A 16704-nucleotide genomic window follows, 5' to 3' on the forward strand; every position below is an offset into this window, starting at 1 on the left:
ACCATTTACATCTCTGTAAACTGGATGTGGTCTGAAAATAAATGTTTAGAAAAAACGGACTGATTTTTAAAAAATCAACCCCACTCAGCCTGTTAGGGATAATGACTACAAGAGGTCGAAATGAGCAAAGAAATTAAAGCCCAAGTAGTAGTACTTGGTTCGGGGCCTGCTGGTTACTCCGCCGCCTTCCGTTGTGCAGACTTAGGTCTAGAAACTGTTATTGTTGAACGTTATACCACATTGGGCGGTGTATGTTTAAATGTGGGTTGTATCCCATCAAAAGCTTTATTGCACGTATCTAAAGTTATCGAAGAAGCGAAGGCGCTTTCAGCACACGGTATCGAGTTTGGTACGCCGAAGATGGACCTTGATAAGGTACGTAGCTGGAAAGAGAAAGTGGTTAGTCAACTTACAGGTGGACTTGGCGGCATGTCGAAAATGCGTAAAGTCACGGTAGTTAATGGCTATGGTAAATTTACCAGCCCTAATTCGATGGAAGTTGAAGGTGATGACGGTAAAACGGTTGTTAACTTTGACAACGCGATTGTGGCTGCAGGTTCACGTCCAATTCAATTACCATTTATTCCACATGAAGACCCACGTATTTGGGATTCAACAGATGCATTGGAACTTAAAGAAGTTCCAGGAAAGCTTCTTATCATGGGTGGCGGCATTATCGGCTTGGAGATGGGAACAGTATACCATTCATTGGGTTCACAAATTGATGTTGTTGAAATGTTTGATCAGGTAATCCCTGCTGCAGATAAAGACATTGTCAAAGTTTTCACAAAGCACATTAAGAACAAGTTCAACTTAATGCTTGAAACTAAGGTGACAGCCGTTGAAGCGAAAGATGATGGCATCTATGTTTCAATGGAAGGCAAGAAAGCACCTGCGGAACCTGAACGCTATGATGCAGTTTTAGTTGCCATTGGTCGTGTACCAAACGGACTAAACTTAGACGCAGCCAAAGCGGGTTTGGAAGTTGATGAGCGTGGTTTCATCAATGTTGATAAGCAAATGCGCACCAATGTTCCTCATATTTTCGCAGTCGGTGATATTGTAGGTCAACCTATGCTTGCACACAAAGGTGTGCACGAAGCTCATGTGGCTGCTGAGGTTATTGCGGGTAAGAAGCATTACTTTGATCCTAAAGTTATTCCTTCAATCGCTTATACTGAACCTGAAGTTGCTTGGGTTGGTAAGACTGAGAAAGAAGCGAAGGCTGAAGGGATCAATTACGAGACAGCAACCTTCCCGTGGGCAGCATCGGGGCGTGCAATTGCATCTGACTGCTCTGATGGTTTGACAAAGCTCATCTTTGATAAAGACACGCATCGTATCATTGGTGGAGCGATCGTTGGTACCAATGGTGGTGAGCTGTTAGGTGAGATTGGTCTTGCTATTGAAATGGGTTGTGATGCAGAAGATGTTGCCTTAACCATTCATGCTCATCCAACATTACACGAATCAGTGGGTCTTGCTGCAGAAGTCTTTGAGGGCACGATCACAGACTTACCAAACCCGAAAGCGAAGAAAAAGAAATAATCTTTTTGATTTAAAACCGCAGATATCTGCGGTTTTTTTACATAATAAAAAAGCCTGCTCAATGAGCAGGCTTTTATTAGTTCTAATCGAGCTTAGCTATGATTATAGATACAAAGCATATTTAGGTAGCTTTCTGTAAGCTTCTTCATCTCTGCTTCGTTTTGAGTACGATTAGTTTGAATGAATAACGAGTAGAAAATACCGTGGAACAAGGTTGCTAGTTGCTCTGGATCGTGCTCTTTACAAACTTCTTCACGTTCTATTGCTTTAATAAACATGTTTTGTACCAATAACTGGTTGGTACGATTCGTTGTCACAAATAGAGGCCAAACTTCGTCACGCGTTGATGCGCTCCATTCAAACCATACTTTTAGCCAGTGACAATCTTTAATTACTAGTTCTATCATTGCAGATGTTAGATTAGTTAGATTGTCTTTAGCATGTAGATCTAAATCTATGTTGTCAGAGAGAAAGTTAGAAAATTGACGAACAACATAATTTAGAACATCGTCAACCAAGTCTTCACGAGTTGGGAAGTAGTTGAACACAGTGGCGACTGAGACCTGCGCTATTTCAGCGATATCAGCATGACCCCCACGTCCAATGCCGCGACGAGCGAACACTTCCAACGCGATTTCCATTAGCTGTTGCTTTCTTTTTTGAGGAGATAGACGCGTACGCGTTCTTTTAGTTATAGAATCCATAGTAAATTTCCTTGCCAAATGAGTTGTTTATAATTAGTAAGAGGTGTGCCATATTTTTGGCTTTTACCTCGTTTTTGGGTTTTTACCCTATTTATTTTTTTATAATTTGCTGACTCACCATGAGTGTAATGGTGCATATGAAGAAGGTCAATGCTTTCAGCTTATTTTATAATCACTTTTATTAATATCGTGCGAGGGATCAATAAGATGAAAGCTGTTATTTGGCAATTATGTTAAGCAGGTGTTTTTTCTTGAGCAAAATACAGTGCTAAACTAGCCAAACAGAAGAAAACTGACCCATCCTTTTCAGTGCTAACGCGAGAAAAAAATGAAACATAGAGTAGAAGTGATGATTTCTGAACAAGAAGTCTCAGACCGAGTGAATGAATTAGGCAAACAAATCGAAGAGTACTATCAAGGTAGTGATAACTTAGTATTGGTTGGCTTATTACGTGGTTCATTTGTTTTCATGGCGGATCTCGCTAGAAAGATCAATTTGACTCATCAAGTTGATTTTATGACAGCTTCTAGTTACGGAAACGCAATGGAAAGTTCAAGAGATGTTCGTATCCTCAAAGATCTTGATGATGATATTAAAGGTAAAGATGTGTTGCTGGTTGAAGACATCATTGACACCGGAAATACATTGAATAAAGTTAAAGAAATTCTGAGTTTACGAGAGCCAAATTCCATTCAAATTTGTACCTTACTTGATAAGCCATCTCGCAGGGAAGTGGATGTAGATGTTAAATGGATCGGATTTGAAATCCCCGATGAGTTTGTGGTTGGTGTTGGTATAGATTATGCCCAAAAATACCGCCACTTACCTTTTATTGGTAAGGTCATACCCGAGTAGTGTAGTTAAACCTCACTCTTTTTATCAAAGACGTGAGGTTTACTTTCATGTATTACTTACAAAGCAGCTTATGTTCTGAATTTAAAACAGTACTTAAGGCTTTTTGATATGAGCTTTCCACACTTTCTTTCGAACTCGACCTGACACCGAGATCTTGTAGTTTGCCATCACCTATACCATAAATAACACCGTGAATTTCAATATCTTGTCCACGTTCCCAAGCTCCCTGCATTATGGTCGAATTTGCAAGGTTGTAGACTTGTTCAACAACGTTTAACTCTCCAAGCTTATCGGCTCGTGTATTCTCTGGAAGCTTATCCAGATAATCTTTATGTTTCAAATACAGGTCGCGTATGTGAAGTAGCCAGTTATTTATGAGGCCTAGTTGCGGATTATCTATCGATGCTTTAACGCCGCCACAACCGTAGTGCCCACAAATAATGACATGTTTTACCTTGAGAACATCCACCGCATATTGGACAACAGATAGGCAATTCAAATCCGTATGTATTACTTGGTTAGCAACATTTCGATGAACAAATAGTTCTCCGGAATAGAGCCCTGTCAATCGTTCAGCAGGCACTCGGCTATCGGAGCAGCCTATCCATAAAAAGTCAGGACTTTGTCCTTCGGCAAGCTTAGCGAAGTATTCCGGGTTGTCATCTTTTATAGACTTCGACCATTGTGAGTTGTTCTCAAATAATTTCTTAATCTCTGGCATCTTAATCTAACCCTTAGAAGTGCTTTGAAACTGCTCATAATGCTACCATTATATCGACAAGATTTTGAGCCTAGTTGTACTCATCTGACGTGTCACACTGAGATATACCCAAGTAAAGGTTGTTTTCATTCACCGTCATTGAGAATGTCGCCACTCAGAGATAGACTGTGAAGCTATAAATTAATTTAGTTAGCGATGTACTCAGCATGAATGCATTAGAGATTGAACATTTGCGCAAGACTTACTCTGGAGGCTTTGAAGCTCTAAAAGGAGTGAGTTTAAAGGTTATGGAAGGCGATTTTTATGCTTTGCTTGGGCCTAATGGTGCAGGTAAATCGACCACAATCGGTGTGATTTCCTCGCTCGTCAATAAAACATCTGGAAAGGTTCGTGTTTTTGGTTTTGATATCGATACCGATCTTGAACTAGCAAAGCAAAATTTAGGTCTAGTACCCCAAGAATTTAACTTCAATCCTTTTGAGACAGTAGAACAAATTGTTATGCAGCAGGCGGGCTATTACGGAGTAAAGAGACATATTGCTCGTGAGAGAGCAAAAAAGTACCTTACCAAGCTTGAACTGTGGGATAAAAGATCAGAGCGCTCACGCCACTTGTCGGGTGGAATGAAGCGTCGGCTTATGATTGCGCGAGCTCTGATGCATGAACCTAAGCTACTTATCTTAGATGAGCCAACGGCGGGAGTTGATATTGAGCTTAGACGCTCGATGTGGCAGTTTCTTAGAGAGATAAATGAGGTAGAGGGAATAACGATTATTTTGACAACGCATTACCTCGAGGAAGCAGAGATGCTTTGCCGACATATTGGTATTATAAACAAAGGTGAATTGATCGAAGACACGACAATGAAGAATTTACTTGCTCAACTGGATGTTGAAACATTTATTTTAGATGTAGAGTGTCAGCGTCTTGATAAGCCACTTGAGGGAGTAAAACGTCAAGTATTTAACAATGGTTCTCTTGAAATTGAAATGGATAAGAGCCAAGGCTTAAATGGCGTCTTTCATCAACTCACGCAACAGGGAATCACGGTACTTTCAATGCGCAATAAAGCGAATCGATTGGAAGAACTATTTGTCAAAATTGTTCAAGATGAGGCTTTATAGAAAACAATGCATCAACTTTATTGGACAGCATTCACAAGCTTACTAACCAAGGAAATTTCTCGTTTCAGTCGAATTTGGGTTCAAACCTTGGTTCCTCCTGCAATTACAATGACTCTCTATTTTGTCATATTTGGGCACTTGATTGGCTCTCGAATCGGTGAAATGGGTGGTTTTAGCTATATGGAGTATATTGTTCCTGGTCTGATTATGATGTCCGTGATCACCAATTCATATTCAAACGTTGCTTCTTCCTTTTTTAGCTCAAAATTTCAGAAAAGTATCGAGGAAGTTTTGGTCGCTCCTATTCCCAATTACATTATTATTTTAGGGTTCGTAATGGGAGGTGTGGTGCGAGGGCTTCTGGTCGGTATTATTGTTACAGGGGTGTCGCTGTTTTTTGTTGATTTGAGTATTTATCATTGGGGAATATTGCTGATTACAGTGCTCATGACGTCGATTGTGTTTGCTCTGGGCGGTTTAATTAATGCCGTATATGCGCGAACGTTTGATGATATTTCAATTATTCCTACTTTCGTCCTCACACCTTTGACTTATTTGGGTGGGGTTTTTTATTCGGTAAGTCTGTTATCAGAGTTCTGGCAAAGTGTGTCTAAGATCAACCCGATCATCTATATGGTCAATGCTTTTCGCTATGGTTTTCTTGGTGTTTCAGATGTCAGTATTGGCGTATCGTTTACTGTTTTGGGCGGTTTCGTTGTGGTTCTCTACGCAATTGCACATTACTTGATTAAAGCAGGTATTGGTTTGCGTTCGTGATATCCCCAAATAACCTCAAGATGATAAGTGTAGGAAAATAGCTTGATTTACAGGCAAGACAACTTGCTCTTTGGGAGTATTCCACAGCATTGATCTCATCGCCAAACCACTTGGTAAGAGCCAACCATTCCGCTGCGTTATTTTCCTTTTCAAGTCGCGTGGGTTTAAAGGGGAGATGTTCCCCCCTTTATGAGTTATTCGACGTCAGAATTTTCTTCGTCTAATTTTGGTTCTGGGCTGAGATCTACGACCTGATTATCAATCAATCTCACCTTGCCAAGAAATGCAGACATTAATATGACAATTTGCGTTGTATTCTCATCAATAGCCATGAGTGTACGTGCGTCTCTGATAAATATTTCATCCGATTGCAAACCTGCTGCTCGCAATTGGTCAGTGGCGTCTTCAATGACAGAGGCATAGTCATGTCTTCCTCCTCTTACAGCACTGCTAACCCATCGCATAGTGCGTGCCAGAACAGGAGCTCTTTGACGTTCATCAATCGTTAGCAAACCATTCCGAGAGCTCATAGCCAAGCCATCCATTTCTCGAACAGTCGGTACACCAATGACTTCGATGTTCAAAGCCATATCGTGAGTCATTTTCCTAATCACAGCTAACTGTTGAAAGTCTTTTTCACCGAAAAACGCTATATCAGGCTGTACGATATTAAAGAGCTTTGATACCACAGTTGCAACACCACGAAAATGTCCAGGTCGAGAAGCGCCTTCTAATATGCTGGATAAAACCGGTACCTCAACCATAGTGTGAGAGTCGACGCCCTCAGGGTAAATGGTATCAGGGGTTGGAGTAAAGACAGCATTGACGCCCTCTGCGGCTAACTTTTCTAAGTCTTCATCCAAGGTTCTCGGGTAGCTGTTTAGATCGTCGCTACGTTCAAATTGCATAGGGTTGACGAAGATGCTTACCACAACGAAGTCTGCTTGCTCTCTGGCTTTTTTTACCAGAGTCAGGTGACCTTCGTGCAAGTTTCCCATCGTTGGGACGAATGCGATTTTTTGGCCTTCCTTTTTGCTTTTTATGATAAGGTCTCTAATTGGAGTGACTTCAGCGAAAATTTGCATTATATGTTTCCTTAAGCAATTGTATGCGCTTCATCAGGGAAGAGCTGTTTTTCAACCTCTTCCTTATAGAGGGATACGGCTTTTCTCATGTCTCCCGTTTCTGAAAGAAAGTTCTTTGAAAATTTTGGCATGTAGTTGGCCGATATACCGAACATGTCGTGCATTACAAGGATCTGGCCATCCGTCACGTTACCTGCTCCAATTCCGATGACAGGGATATCACACACTTCGGTGATCCTTGCTGCTAGTTCTTTCGGAATACACTCTAAGACAATCATTTGAGCTCCTGCTTCTTGCAAAGCCAGTGCATCTCGAACCATGCGGTCTGCTTTATCTTGCTCTTTGCCTTGGATTTTAAAACCACCAAAGATATTGACTGATTGAGGAGTTAGCCCGAGATGAGCGCAGACAGGAATCGCCCGTTCCGTGAGCATTTTTACTGTATCAATTAGCCAGTCTCCACCTTCGATTTTCACCATGTTGGCACCAGAACGCATCAATTGTGCTGCATTGTGACAAGCTTGCTCAGGTGTAGCAAAGCTCATAAAGGGCATATCTGCTAGCAGTAGGCAGTTGGGGCTTCCTGCTCGAACACAGCGAGTATGGTAAGCAACATCTTCTACGGTAACGGGCAGGGTACTTGTTGCTCCGTGTAGCACCATTCCAAGGGAGTCTCCGACCAAAAGAACGGGAATTTCTTGGCTTTCAAAAAGTTGAGCAAAACTGGCATCGTAAGCGGTTAACGTGGCAAATTTTCTGCCTTCTTGCTTCCATTTTACGAGATCATTGATAGAAATTTTAGTCATCATTGTTCCTTTAAGAAGGTTGGCTAAGCTTGCCAAATATGTAGACCATTGAGGGGGACTGCTTTAGTCAGTTCTTTTAGTTTGGTCCCACATGGGAGATATAAGTTAGGCGCTATTTCTAAAAGCGGATAGATCACAAACTCTCTCTCTTTCATTCCATAATGTGGAACCGTCAGGCGTTCTGATTCTATCACTTCTTGAGCGTAAAGTAAGATATCTAGATCTAGGGTTCTTGCTCCCCAGCGTTCCTCTTTACGAACTCGTCCTTGACCAAGCTCAATGGCTTGAGTTTGATTAAGCAATTCTATTGGAGTAAGAGAAGTTTCTATTTCAATGACAGCATTGATGTAGTCAGGTTGATCCTGTGGACCCATAGGGCTGCTTGAATACAAGGAAGAGGCTCGGATGAATTGAGATTGAGGTAAAGATTTCAAGCTCTCGATGGCGTCGAGAGCTTGTGAAATGGGATCATTAAGATTGCTGCCCACAGCAATAAAAACGGTATTCATTAACTAGCCTTGTTCTTTTTTTTGCGGTAGTTCCTTTTTCGACGATTGTTATGTCCTTCATTACTAGAATCTAAATCTGACACCATCGCTTGACGGACATTACGTCCCGAGTTTTGGAATGTTTCCCACCATTTGGCAAGTTCAAGAGTTTCACCTTGTTCGATTTCTCCCCGCATTTCGAGAAAGTCAAAACCAGCGCGGAATTTATTCAGTTCCATCAGTCGGAAAGCTCGCTTTCCGTGGCGACGGGATAAACGTATTTGTAGTTGCCAGATTTCTCGTATTGTTGCGGTGTGGCGCCTTGGTATCGCAATACTGCGAACTTGCTCATCAAGTACGTGATTACTTGCTTCCATTATTGCGTCATACATGGATATTTGTCGTTGTTCGCTGATATGTTTTGCTTTTTCTTGTAATGGATACCAAAGCATAGCGGCAAACATAAATGCTGGGTTAATTCTTTTCCCGTCCTCTAGACGCTGATCGGTCGAATCTAGGACGAGATCAAGCATTTGCTCTGTCATAGAGGAGTAGTCATCAGTGAAGTATTCGGCAATGGTAGGAAACAACTGCTGGAATAGGCCATACTCTCTCATCAAATGATAAGTTTCGAGGCCGTATCCAGATTGGAGCATTTTAAGCGACTCTTCGTAAAGACGTGCTGCAGGGATGTCTTGGAGCAGAAGTGCTAGCCGCTCGATCGGTTCTGCGGTGTCTTCTTCAATATCAAAGTCAAGTTTCACAGCGAAGCGAATGGCTCGGAGCATTCGCACAGGGTCTTCACGGTAACGTGTTTCAGGGTCGCCAATTAAGCGAACTAGTTTGTCTTCTAAGTCCTCTACACCAGACGCGTAGTCATGGATAGAGTAATCGCCAATGTTATAGTACATTGCGTTGACAGTGAAGTCTCGGCGCTCAGCGTCTTCATCGATGCTACCATAAACGTTATCACGCAGTAGCATTCCGTCTTTAGACTGCTGGGAGACGTTTTTACTTGGTTCTTGGTGATGTCCCCTAAAAGTCGCGACTTCTATAATATCACGACCGAACATAATGTGCGCGAGGCGAAATCGACGGCCAATTAAACGGCAGTTTTTAAATAACTGACGTATTTGTTCTGGCGTCGCATTGGTGGCAATATCAAAATCTTTTGGATTTTGCCCCAGCAATAAGTCCCTTACTCCGCCACCGACCAGGAAAGCATCAAAGCCTGCACCATGAAGTCGATATAGTACTTTCAATGCATTATCACTGATCTTTTTGCGCGAGATGCTGTGCTCTTGGCGAGTAATAATATTTAGGGCGATATCAGAAGCGGCTGATGACGCGCCGGACGTATATTCATTTTTATTCATGTGCTTGTGGCTATGATTGGTATTCAATCTTACTTGAGTCCAGTTTTCAAAACCCGTATCGGGGCGAATTTGCGGCTAATAATAGCCTACAGTGAGCGGTTTGAGAATAAGGGGATACTGCCCGTTGACTTTGGAAGCATAGAAATACTCCAATTTTTCACTCCCCAGGATATAATCTCATCCATTCTAGCATTGTACATGTCTGGTTCGATGTGAAAACCCAGAAATTTCATAGCATCAATCAGCAAAACTTTTTTATTATCATTTTGGATACCTTTTGCATGATTTTGCTTAGAGAGTTTTTGGCCGTCATTTCCAAGAGCTAAAGGGAGGTGGAGATAGGAAACTGGTGTCTTTTTTAACAGCTTGTATAAACTGATCTGTCTTCCTGTTGGCTCTATCAAGTCTGCTCCCCTGACTACTTCGGTTATCCCTTGCTCCAAATCATCCAAAACAACGGCTAAGTTATAGGCAAAGAGGCCATCACGTCGTTTGATAATGAAGTCTTCTTTGGCTAAAGCAGGATTAATGGTCAGCTCCCCGTGCTTAATATCGTTGAATTGATAGACAGGTTCTGGAGTATGAAGGCGTACAGCGCATCCCTGACTATTGGTCAATTTTTTATCACGACAAATTCCTTTATAAAAACCACCTTGGGCTTTAATTTGTTTTCTCGTGCACTCGCAATAGTAGGCTTGACCTGAATTAAGCCAAGAATCAATCTTTTCTTGGTAGATATCGTGGCGCTTACTTTGATAGAGAATATCACCATCCCACTCTAAGTGGTACTCTTCAAGTGTCTTTAGGATAAGTTTGGCACATCCGGGCATTTCTCTTGGAGGGTCTAAATCTTCAATTCTCACAAGCCATTGACCTAGTTGGGATTTAGCTTGGAAATAGCTTCCCAGTGCCGCAATTAAGGATCCAAAGTGCAATGGGCCAGAAGGGGATGGAGCGAAACGTCCTTTGTAGGTCATAGCATAATCATCTTAACAATCAAAAAGGGAGCAAGCGCTCCCTTAATGAATTTAGGCACAATGTGCTGGTGTTAACCTTGCATCTGTTTTTCTTTGATTTCTGCGAGTGTTTTACAATCGATACAGAGATCTGCGGTTGGTCGTGCTTCAAGGCGTCGAATACCAATTTCGATTCCGCATGATTCACAGAAGCCGAAATCGTCTTCTTCAATCTTATTCAGTGTTTTTTCGATTTTTTTTATCAGGCGTCGTTCTCTATCACGATTACGCAGCTCTAAGCTAAACTCTTCTTCTTGAGAAGCTCGGTCGACTGGGTCGGGGAAATTGGCCGCTTCATCTTGCATATGATGCACCGTACGATCGACCTCTTCTCTCAGTTGGTTACGCCAAGCTGAAAGAATTTTCGTGAAATGAGCCAGTTGTTCAGATGACATATACTCTTCACCTGCTTTCTCTTGATATGGCTCTACCCCTGCAATGGCTAGAATGCCTAGCGCTTTTTTCTTTGATTCTGGCATGCAGCATCTCCTACTAACACCTAGTCAACTGCGCTCGCAGTTAGTTTAAGGCGGGTATCTATAGCAAAAAGAACCTTTAGTGGCAACTAATGACAGTCAAACTTGTTGTCAATGTGCAGCCCATATCATCTTTATTGCGCAGCATTAAATTTGATCGGCCTAACAAGCTCTATTTCATTAGTTGAATACTCTGCTTTGTAGCACAGTACTTCCACACCATGTTCTATGGCATAATTCAATAATTGTGAATATTTGGCATCTATATGGTGTGCAGGGGCGACTTTTTCAATCCCTGAATGTAAAACAGTGAAGAAAAGTACCGCTCTGCTTCCAGATTGTGCCATTTCTGTTAATTCTCTAAGGTGCTTTTGGCCCCTTGTCGTTACTGAGTCAGGAAAGTATCCTTGACCGTCTTCGCTCAATAAGGTGACGCTTTTGACTTCTATATAGCAGTTTGGTTCATTTTCTGATTTGAGCAAGATATCAATCCGACTATTTTCAATACCATAATTGACTTCAGTCTGAATTTCTTGGTATCCAAGCAGTTCTTTGACTCTGTTGGACTTAATCGCTTCAATTACTAATTGATTGGCTCTGGCCGTATTAACACAAATTTTATGCCCCTCAGAGCTTTGAGTTATTTCCCAGCTGTTGGGATATTTGCGTTTTGGGTTGCTGGATGTGGAATACCAAATTGTGTCTCCTTTACTACCGCAGCCAGTCATAGCTCCTGTATTGGCACAGTGTATTGTTTTTTCTTTGCCACACGGCAGTTTAATGTCAGCAAGGAAGCGTTTGTAGCGCTGTATTAATGTAGCTTGTTTCAGTGGAGGTAAGAACTTCATTTGGGAGAAAATGCGCTTTTATGTACAATTACATTGTATTAAAACATAAGGTTTTTCCATTGTCACAGTTGCCCATAGAGAAAGTTATCTCACCCATAATTTCAGAGCTAAAGTCAAACCAAACATTGATTTTGAAAGCGCCACCTGGGGCAGGAAAGTCTACCTACCTTCCTCTTCAATTAATTTTACAGAATGCGATTCAAGGCAAAATTATCATGCTTGAACCTCGTCGTTTGGCTGCCAAAAGCATTGCTTACTACTTGGCTGAGCAACTTGGGGAGAAGATAGGAAAACGTATTGGCTATCGTATTCGGGGAGAGACAAATGTTGGCCAAAATACGAAGTTAGAGGTGGTCACGGAGGGAATCCTCTCACGTATGATCCATGCTGATGCAGAACTTGAAGGTATAGGGCTGATAGTATTTGATGAATTTCATGAAAGAAGTTTGCATGCAGATACTGCATTGGCTTTTTGTCTAGATATTCAAGAAGTGTTGCGTGATGATTTGAAATTGCTAGTAATGTCGGCAACGCTCGATCACGCAGCACTAAAAGAATTGTTGCCTGATGCTCGATATATTGAATCTCACGGAAGAAGTTTTCCGGTTGAATACCGTTACTCACCAATACCTAAGAATCAAAACCTAGAAGATCATGTGGCAAAGCAAGTTCGTTGGTTATTGAACAACGATCAAGGCTCTATATTGGTATTTTTGCCGGGCATATCTTCGATTAAGGTTGTAGAACAAAAGCTTCAATATTTGGATGAAAGTATTCAAGTATGTCCTTTGCACGGTGGGCTTGATTTTCATCAACAGCAGATGGCCATTACTCCAAGCAAAGAAGGGCAGCGAAAAGTGGTTCTTGCAACCAATATAGCCGAAACATCTCTGACTATTGAAGGGATTCGCTTAGTTGTTGATAGTGGCTATGAGCGTGTCGCTAAGTTTGATTTAAAGAGTGGTATAACCAAACTTGAGCAAAAAAAAATCGCTCAGTCTTCTGCTGAGCAAAGAGCTGGTCGTGCTGGAAGAATGACTGCCGGTGTGTGCGTTCGCCTTTATAGCTTAGAGCAACTTAACCAACAACCTAGCAGACCTAAGCCTGAAATTCTTACATCAGAGCTTTCAAATTTAGTTTTTGATTTGGCGAAGTGGGGTGTTACTAACCCAGAGGATTTAAGATGGTTGGATTGTCCGCCTCAATCAGCAATTGCTCAAGCTAGGTCACTCCTTGTTGCATTAGGCGTGATTGATTACAAAGGTAAACTTACCGAGCTAGGCAGCATGGTCAGTCATTCTGGTTTAGAGCCCAGAATCGGAGCAATGTTAAGTTTTGACTCTGATACTCGGGTAACGGCTTCTCTAATAGCGGCACTTCTTGAAGAACCAGAAAAAAACATCGATTTTAGTCATAGTGTGTCACGTTTTGAATCTGCTATGCATCGTAAGCAAAAGTTGGTTGCTCGTAGGGCAGAGAAAATTGCTCATGATTTGGGTTGTTCCTTTAACATGGAGCAGTTTGAACACAGAACAGTTAGCTTGCTGCTGGCGATTGCATTTCCGGATAGAATTGCTCAGGCTCGGGTGGATCAATATGGGGAGTTCTTACTCTCCAATGGCCAGGGTGTTACGATCTCAGATGAAGAAAAATTGGCGGGAAGCCGATACCTTGTTGTTCTTGACTTGATAAGAACAACCCATCAAAGAACTATTGTCAGCTCTGCTATTGAACTCGATATCGACGCTTTGCAAATATTTTGTCCTAGCCTATTTGCTGAAGATGAGGTTTTGTTCTGGAACCGAAATAAAGGAACACTTTGTGCTGAAGTTCAATTAAAATGTGGTCGCCTCATTATAGAGCGTAAGTCATTGCCTGCACCTGATCGGGCAAAAATAACTCAAGCTTTACTTGATCTTGTTCAAAGAGAAGGGTTATCGGTGCTAGGTTGGGACACAAAAAGCCAGGATATGTTGGAGAGGATAAGATGCGCTCAATCTTGGTTACCAGAGGAGCCATGGCCAGATTTTTCGCAACAAGGACTATTAGATAGTATTGAGAATTGGCTTTCACCATACCTGATTGATATTCATACTTTATCTCAGTTGCAGAGTATCGATCTTTATGATGTTTTCAACGCTTTTTTGGGATGGCCTTTGAATAAAATGATCGATGAATGGCTGCCATCACATTACCAGTTAGCAACAGGAAGCAGAATTAAAATTCAATATAAAGAGGGTTGTGCACCTACTTTGGCTGTACGTATTCAAGAAGTTTTCGGTGAAAAGTCTTCTCCCATGATTGCAAAAGGAAAGCAGGCTTTAGTGTTGGAGTTATTATCGCCGGCAGGGCGCCCCCTACAGGTGACTAAAGACTTGGCAAGTTTTTGGGCAGGCTCATACCAAGATGTACAAAAAGAGATGAAAGGACGTTACCCAAAACATATCTGGCCTGATAACCCAGCAGAGCATGTAGCAACCACTAAAACCAAACGGCATTTTAAATCATGACCCGGAAAACATCAGTGACGAAAAGAAAGCAAGCGAAAACGAGTCGAAAAAAGTCACAAAGACCTAAAGGAACAAAACAGAATAAAGGCTGGCTAGCGCTATTTTGGGGGCTGGTTTGGAAATGTTCATTAGCATTAGCTGCAGTGATGCTCGTTGTCGGTTTTTATCTCGATAGTGTGGTAAAACAGCGCTTTGAAGGGCAACTTTTTGACCTCCCAACCGTCGTATATGCGAGAATTTTGCATCTTGCCCCTGGTGATAATATTACGATTGCAGAGGTACGTAATGAACTGGATGCATTGAATTACCGTAAAGTACGACAACCGCGCTACCCTGGGGAATTTTCTTCATCGAGCACAAAAATTGAAATTATTAGACGCCCATTTGAATTTACTGATGGGCCAGAGCCTGATAGACACGTGATGTTGCATTTTGCTGCAAGTCACCTTGAGCGTATTGAGTCACTAGAAAAAAAAGCCAATCTCGGGTATCTAAGAATAGAACCTAAGCTTTTAGGAATGTTGGACAAAACACAAAGTGAACAGCGCCTGTTCTTGCGCAGAGAACAATTTCCGGAAGTGATGGTTGATGCATTACTTGCCACAGAAGACCGTTACTTCTATCAGCACGATGGTGTATCTCCTGTTGCAATTACTCGAGCCTTATTTGCCAATATACGAGCGGGAAGAACCGTTCAAGGTGGCAGTACGCTTACTCAACAACTTGCGAAGAATATATTTTTATCTAGTGATCGTACCTTGTGGCGCAAATTACGCGAGGCCTATATCGCTCTTATCTTGGATTATCGGTACAGCAAAGATCGTATTCTTGAAGCGTATCTAAATGAGGTTTATTTGGGACAAAGTCGTGGTCAAGCTATCCACGGTTTTGGTTTGGCTTCTCGTTTATACTTTGGCCAACCGATCCAAGAGTTAAGAATTGATCAATTGGCTTTACTAGTGGGAATGGTAAAAGGGCCTTCTTATTACAACCCGATACGTTACCCTGAGCGTGCTAGAGAACGCCGCGATTTAGTACTGCGTTTGATGATGCAGCAAGATATCTTGTCTGCCCATCAGTACGAGATGGCAGCGAGTCGTGATTTAGATATACAAAGTAATCCTCAAATCGCTGATCTGCAACCTGCTTACTTTCAGCAGATAAGACGAGAGCTTGAGCAAAAGTTAGGTGACAGGTTTACTCGTGACATAGGTTTGAAAGTATTTACCTCACTTGATCCGGTCTCACAACAAGAACTTGAAGATGCTATCAGCACCAAGGTGCCACAGCTTTCAAGAACAGCGGGCCAAGAATTAGAGGGAGCCGCAATCGCTGTCGACCGAAATAGCGGAGAAATTCGTGCCATGGTTGGAGGTAAACGAACCGGATATGATGGATTTAACCGAGTTCTAAATGCGAGTAGACAAATTGGATCCCTCGCTAAACCAGCAGTGTATCTTTCTGCATTGGCGCAACCTGAAAAGTACTCTTTGGCAACAACGCTGCATGACAAGCCGATTCATTTAAAAGGCAATAAGGGAAATACATGGTCACCAAGAAACTATGACAGAAAGTACAGAGGCGATATTCCTTTGTATGTTGCGCTGGCCAAGTCGCTTAATGTGCCCACCGTTGAGCTGGGAATGCAGCTTGGTATTTATCGAGTGGTAAAGACGTTTGAAAAATTAGGGATTGATAAAAACGAGATCCGTCCTGTCCCATCGATGTTTTTAGGTTCATTTACATTGACGCCTTTTCAAGTCGCTCAAATGTATCAAACTTTGACTAACTCGGGTAAGAAAGCGGAGTTATCCGCCCTTCGTTCTGTGGTTGATCTTGAGGGTAATATTCTTTTTCAGTCTATACCTAAAGCGGTCCAGGTTGTTGATCAACAAGCCGCGTGGTTGACAACTTATGCAATGAAGCGAGGAGTGATAGAGGGAACCGGGCGGTATTTGCAAGCTAATTTTAGTTGGGCTAACTTAGCTGGCAAAACAGGCACAAGTAATAATACTCGTGATAGCTGGTTTGTTGGTATCGATGGTCGTGAGGTGACCACGATTTGGTTAGGGCGCGATGATAATAAGCCTACCAAACTGACTGGTGCTAGCGGTGCGCTGCGCGTATACGCTGAATATCTATCAAAGCGTATTCCCGAAAAGCTGACGTTACCATGGCCTCAAGATATTAGAAGCCAGCACTTTTCAAAAACATCTAATGGAAACCTAGATGTTGACTGTGGGAGTGAGCTTACCTTACCTGTTTGGGATATTCACGGTAATTTAAAGAATGGTTGCCAAGATACGTCAGCGACATGGTTAAAACGTATTTTTGATTGGTAAATGATGCTTTGCATTGTGTGATACATT

The 16704-nt window shown here is 42.0% G+C and carries 15 protein-coding genes; 6 read left to right on the top strand and 9 right to left on the bottom strand.

The window, feature by feature from the left end:
• Window positions 1–120: 120 nt before the first annotated feature.
• Window positions 121–1548 (top strand): dihydrolipoyl dehydrogenase, encoded by a 1428-nt coding sequence (gene lpdA / locus RH40_RS13540; RefSeq protein WP_009602127.1) that lies wholly within the window; start codon window positions 121–123, stop codon window positions 1546–1548.
• Window positions 1549–1640: 92 nt separating this feature from the next.
• Here the strand turns inward: lpdA and RH40_RS13545 are convergent, their stop codons facing one another.
• Complete coding sequence (locus tag RH40_RS13545) at window positions 1641–2252, bottom strand: LuxR/HapR/OpaR family quorum-sensing transcriptional regulator (RefSeq protein WP_009602128.1); 612 nt, start codon at window positions 2250–2252, stop codon at window positions 1641–1643.
• A gap of 328 nt (window positions 2253–2580) precedes the next feature.
• Here RH40_RS13545 and hpt point away from each other — a divergent pair, with 328 nt between their 5' ends.
• Complete coding sequence (hpt, locus tag RH40_RS13550) at window positions 2581–3108, top strand: hypoxanthine phosphoribosyltransferase (RefSeq protein WP_009602129.1); 528 nt, start codon at window positions 2581–2583, stop codon at window positions 3106–3108.
• 52 nt (window positions 3109–3160) lie between these two features.
• Here hpt and can read toward each other — a convergent pair whose 3' ends face one another.
• Window positions 3161–3829 (bottom strand): carbonate dehydratase, encoded by a 669-nt coding sequence (gene can, locus RH40_RS13555; protein ID WP_009602130.1) that lies wholly within the window; start codon window positions 3827–3829, stop codon window positions 3161–3163.
• 206 nt (window positions 3830–4035) lie between these two features.
• On the opposite strand from can, the gene RH40_RS13560 reads away from it, so the two are divergent.
• Window positions 4036–4953, top strand: a complete 918-nt coding sequence (locus tag RH40_RS13560; RefSeq protein ID WP_009602131.1) for an ABC transporter ATP-binding protein — start codon at window positions 4036–4038, stop codon at window positions 4951–4953.
• 6 nt (window positions 4954–4959) lie between these two features.
• Entirely contained in the window at window positions 4960–5730 is a 771-nt protein-coding gene (locus RH40_RS13565; protein ID WP_009602132.1) for an ABC transporter permease, read from the top strand.
• Between the two features lie 194 nt (window positions 5731–5924).
• Here RH40_RS13565 and panC read toward each other — a convergent pair whose 3' ends face one another.
• From panC to sfsA, 7 genes are all read right to left on the bottom strand, one after another.
• A complete protein-coding gene (gene panC, locus RH40_RS13570; protein WP_009602133.1) occupies window positions 5925–6815 on the bottom strand; it encodes a pantoate--beta-alanine ligase in 891 nt (296 codons plus the stop codon).
• 11 nt (window positions 6816–6826) lie between these two features.
• On the bottom strand, window positions 6827–7621 hold the full coding sequence (panB, locus tag RH40_RS13575; protein WP_009602134.1) for a 3-methyl-2-oxobutanoate hydroxymethyltransferase: 795 nt from the start codon (window positions 7619–7621) through the stop codon (window positions 6827–6829).
• A 23-nt stretch (window positions 7622–7644) separates the two neighbouring features.
• Entirely contained in the window at window positions 7645–8130 is a 486-nt protein-coding gene (gene folK / locus RH40_RS13580; protein ID WP_009602135.1) for a 2-amino-4-hydroxy-6-hydroxymethyldihydropteridine diphosphokinase, read from the bottom strand.
• Window positions 8130–9485, bottom strand: coding sequence for a polynucleotide adenylyltransferase PcnB (pcnB, locus tag RH40_RS13585; protein WP_009602136.1), 1356 nt, complete (start codon window positions 9483–9485; stop codon window positions 8130–8132). The genes folK and pcnB overlap by 1 nt, the downstream gene beginning before the upstream one ends.
• An 86-nt stretch (window positions 9486–9571) precedes the next feature.
• The gene (gene gluQRS / locus RH40_RS13590) at window positions 9572–10462 is read right to left on the bottom strand and encodes a tRNA glutamyl-Q(34) synthetase GluQRS (protein WP_009602137.1); all 891 of its coding nucleotides are present in this window, start codon (window positions 10460–10462) and stop codon (window positions 9572–9574) included.
• A gap of 71 nt (window positions 10463–10533) precedes the next feature.
• On the bottom strand, window positions 10534–10980 hold the full coding sequence (gene dksA / locus RH40_RS13595) for an RNA polymerase-binding protein DksA (RefSeq protein WP_009602138.1): 447 nt from the start codon (window positions 10978–10980) through the stop codon (window positions 10534–10536).
• 131 nt (window positions 10981–11111) lie between these two features.
• Window positions 11112–11825, bottom strand: a complete 714-nt coding sequence (sfsA, locus tag RH40_RS13600; protein ID WP_009602139.1) for a DNA/RNA nuclease SfsA — start codon at window positions 11823–11825, stop codon at window positions 11112–11114.
• A gap of 20 nt (window positions 11826–11845) precedes the next feature.
• Here sfsA and hrpB point away from each other — a divergent pair, with 20 nt between their 5' ends.
• Complete coding sequence (hrpB, locus tag RH40_RS13605; protein ID WP_009602140.1) at window positions 11846–14335, top strand: ATP-dependent helicase HrpB; 2490 nt, start codon at window positions 11846–11848, stop codon at window positions 14333–14335.
• Window positions 14332–16677 carry a penicillin-binding protein 1B gene (gene mrcB / locus RH40_RS13610; protein ID WP_009602141.1) on the top strand — a complete coding sequence of 782 codons (2346 nt, stop codon included), beginning with the start codon at window positions 14332–14334 and terminating at the stop codon, window positions 16675–16677. Before hrpB ends, mrcB begins: the two co-directional genes overlap by 4 nt.
• The last annotated feature ends 27 nt before the right edge of the window (window positions 16678–16704 follow it).

Source organism: Vibrio caribbeanicus ATCC BAA-2122, assembly GCF_000165125.1.
GTDB classification, from domain to species: Bacteria; Pseudomonadota; Gammaproteobacteria; order Enterobacterales; family Vibrionaceae; genus Vibrio; species Vibrio caribbeanicus.

Coding starts and splice junctions, on each gene's coding strand:
- gluQRS (WP_009602137.1), bottom strand. CDS start 10,462: ATGACCTACAAAGGACGTTTCGCTCCATCCCCTTCTGGCCCATTGCAC.
- hpt (WP_009602129.1), top strand. CDS start 2,581: ATGAAACATAGAGTAGAAGTGATGATTTCTGAACAAGAAGTCTCAGAC.
- RH40_RS13560 (WP_009602131.1), top strand. CDS start 4,036: ATGAATGCATTAGAGATTGAACATTTGCGCAAGACTTACTCTGGAGGC.
- sfsA (WP_009602139.1), bottom strand. CDS start 11,825: ATGAAGTTCTTACCTCCACTGAAACAAGCTACATTAATACAGCGCTAC.
- can (WP_009602130.1), bottom strand. CDS start 3,829: ATGCCAGAGATTAAGAAATTATTTGAGAACAACTCACAATGGTCGAAG.
- mrcB (WP_009602141.1), top strand. CDS start 14,332: ATGACCCGGAAAACATCAGTGACGAAAAGAAAGCAAGCGAAAACGAGT.
- panB (WP_009602134.1), bottom strand. CDS start 7,621: ATGACTAAAATTTCTATCAATGATCTCGTAAAATGGAAGCAAGAAGGC.
- pcnB (WP_009602136.1), bottom strand. CDS start 9,485: ATGAATAAAAATGAATATACGTCCGGCGCGTCATCAGCCGCTTCTGAT.
- RH40_RS13545 (WP_009602128.1), bottom strand. CDS start 2,252: ATGGATTCTATAACTAAAAGAACGCGTACGCGTCTATCTCCTCAAAAA.
- lpdA (WP_009602127.1), top strand. CDS start 121: ATGAGCAAAGAAATTAAAGCCCAAGTAGTAGTACTTGGTTCGGGGCCT.
- hrpB (WP_009602140.1), top strand. CDS start 11,846: ATGTACAATTACATTGTATTAAAACATAAGGTTTTTCCATTGTCACAG.
- RH40_RS13565 (WP_009602132.1), top strand. CDS start 4,960: ATGCATCAACTTTATTGGACAGCATTCACAAGCTTACTAACCAAGGAA.
- dksA (WP_009602138.1), bottom strand. CDS start 10,980: ATGCCAGAATCAAAGAAAAAAGCGCTAGGCATTCTAGCCATTGCAGGG.
- folK (WP_009602135.1), bottom strand. CDS start 8,130: ATGAATACCGTTTTTATTGCTGTGGGCAGCAATCTTAATGATCCCATT.
- panC (WP_009602133.1), bottom strand. CDS start 6,815: ATGCAAATTTTCGCTGAAGTCACTCCAATTAGAGACCTTATCATAAAA.